Genomic DNA, 1,899 nt, shown 5'->3' with positions numbered 1-1,899 from the left:
GATGCTGTTGGTGATCTTCGAGGTCATTGTGGGGTCTGGGCTGACAGCCGTCGGCAGAGTCGCTGAAGCTGGCTGACCGGGCGTGGCGGACGGTCGGGGACGATGCCCGGGGTATAGCAGTCGGCGAGGCGGATGATGTTGGTTCCGGCTGCGGTCAGGACATGCTGGACATGGGTCTTGGCGAGGCCCTTGTAGCGGCAGTTGCGCAGGCCGTGGGCCCGGGTGGTTTCCGAGACGGTGGCCTCGCAACCGGCGCGCAGGGCGTAGCGGGCCTTCCACGGCTGGCTCTGCTGGTCGGCGCGGTTGAGGGTCTGGATCTTCTGCAGCGGCTCGGGCAGAAGGGTGAGATGCCGGCCCTTGCCGTTGGCGTCTCCGGTGCAGGCGGCGCGGTCGGGGCAGGCCCGGCAGGCCGCGCGGGGAAACAGGACCGACAGGCGGGGCTTACCGTCGCCAAGGGTGGGCTTCCAGGGTGGGCTGGTCACCCCGCGCGGGCAGGTGACCGTGTGATCTTCCCAGTTGACGTGGAAGTCTTCTTTGGTGAACCCGGGGCGGCCTCGCGGGTCGGCCCGCACCGGTCCGATCAGGGCGATGCCCCACCGCTGGGCGGTGTGGTGGATGAGGTCCGGGGTGAGGTATCCGGTGTCAACCAGATGCTCGTCCGGGATCAGACCGCAAGCGGTCAGTCCCGCGTGGATGTCCTCCACCGCATCGATGTCCTGGACCGGTGCCGGGCGGGTGACGACGTGAACGATGACGTTCGGAACACCCTCCTCGCAGGTCTCGCTCTGATGGTCGCGGTAGCCGACCCACTCGGCTTTGGTGGTCGACTTACCTTCCTTGCGGCAGTACCGGGCTTCAGGATCGTGCGGGCTGACGATCTCGACCCCGGACCACGGCACCCGCGCTGCGATCGTGTCCGCCTGCTCCTCACCGTCCGCGGAGGAGGAGCGGCGCGGCCGGCCGTGGCGGCTTTGCCGGTCCCGGCTGGATTTGGCAGCCCGCCAGGCCAGATCACCATGCTGGTCGGTCCAGTACTGCTGCACCCACACCTGCCGCAGCACCTGAACCCCCGGTAGGTCCCGCAGCCGCTGCCGGACCCCGACCGCGTGTACCGCCTCCAGGACCCTCATCCCGTCCCGGCCGATCTGCAGCACGTGCACGGCGAGTTCGTCCTTGCCGCGCGGCAGCCGGTCATAGCGGACCGGGCGGGCATACCGGCCCGCCCATTCCGGGGTCATCACAGTGGCCAGCCAGTCCTCGTCAGCGGCGGCGAGTTCCTCCAGCGCGACCCGCAGTGTCTCCCCGACCAGCTCGACGCGGTTGAGCTTGCGGACCGCGGCCAGCACATGCGTGGAGTCGGTCCGGATCCGGCCTCGCTGCTTGATCAGCCCCGCCTCCACCAGCCGTTGCACCATCACCGCCAGCAGCCGGTCGGCCCGATCGTCTTGGGCCATCCGGTCTCGGAACTCCGATAACACCGAGTGGTCGAACCCCGGATCGGTCAGTTCCAGTCCGAGGCAGTACTTCCAGTCGATGCGGCACCGCACCGCCAAAGCGGCCTGCCGGTCGGTCAGGTTCTCCGCGAACTGCAACACGCTTACCAGGGCCAGTGTCACCGGCGATAGCCCTCGCCGCCCGTCGGCGGGATACCAGCCGGTGAAGTCCTTTTCGCTGAACACCCCCGCGAGCCGGTCCCGGATCCACATCGCCGGAGTTCCCGAGGGGTTGGCCGCCCAGGCCGCCCGGACCGTCTCCCTCGGGATCACTCGTCCGATATCCCCGCCCATCGACACCCGTCCACCTCCGCAGAACGGCTACAGAACGGCGCGGTGAAATCACCCTCAGACAACCATGGACTCAACAAGAACGCCAGACACTACAAAGATCACCAACAGCATC

The 1,899-nt window shown here is 68.2% G+C and carries 1 protein-coding gene; it reads right to left on the bottom strand.

The features are described from left to right. Positions 1 to 23 precede the first annotated feature (23 nt). Positions 24 to 1,787 carry an IS1182 family transposase gene (locus tag KIP79_RS46075; RefSeq protein WP_214111416.1) on the bottom strand — a complete coding sequence of 588 codons (1,764 nt, stop codon included), beginning with the start codon at positions 1,785 to 1,787 and terminating at the stop codon, positions 24 to 26. Between the last annotated feature and the right edge of the window lie 112 nt (positions 1,788 to 1,899).

It is taken from the genome of Acrocarpospora catenulata (assembly GCF_018476525.1).
Lineage (GTDB): Bacteria > Actinomycetota > Actinomycetes > Streptosporangiales > Streptosporangiaceae > Acrocarpospora > Acrocarpospora catenulata.
This window is presented reverse-complemented; position numbering and strand designations above follow the sequence as displayed.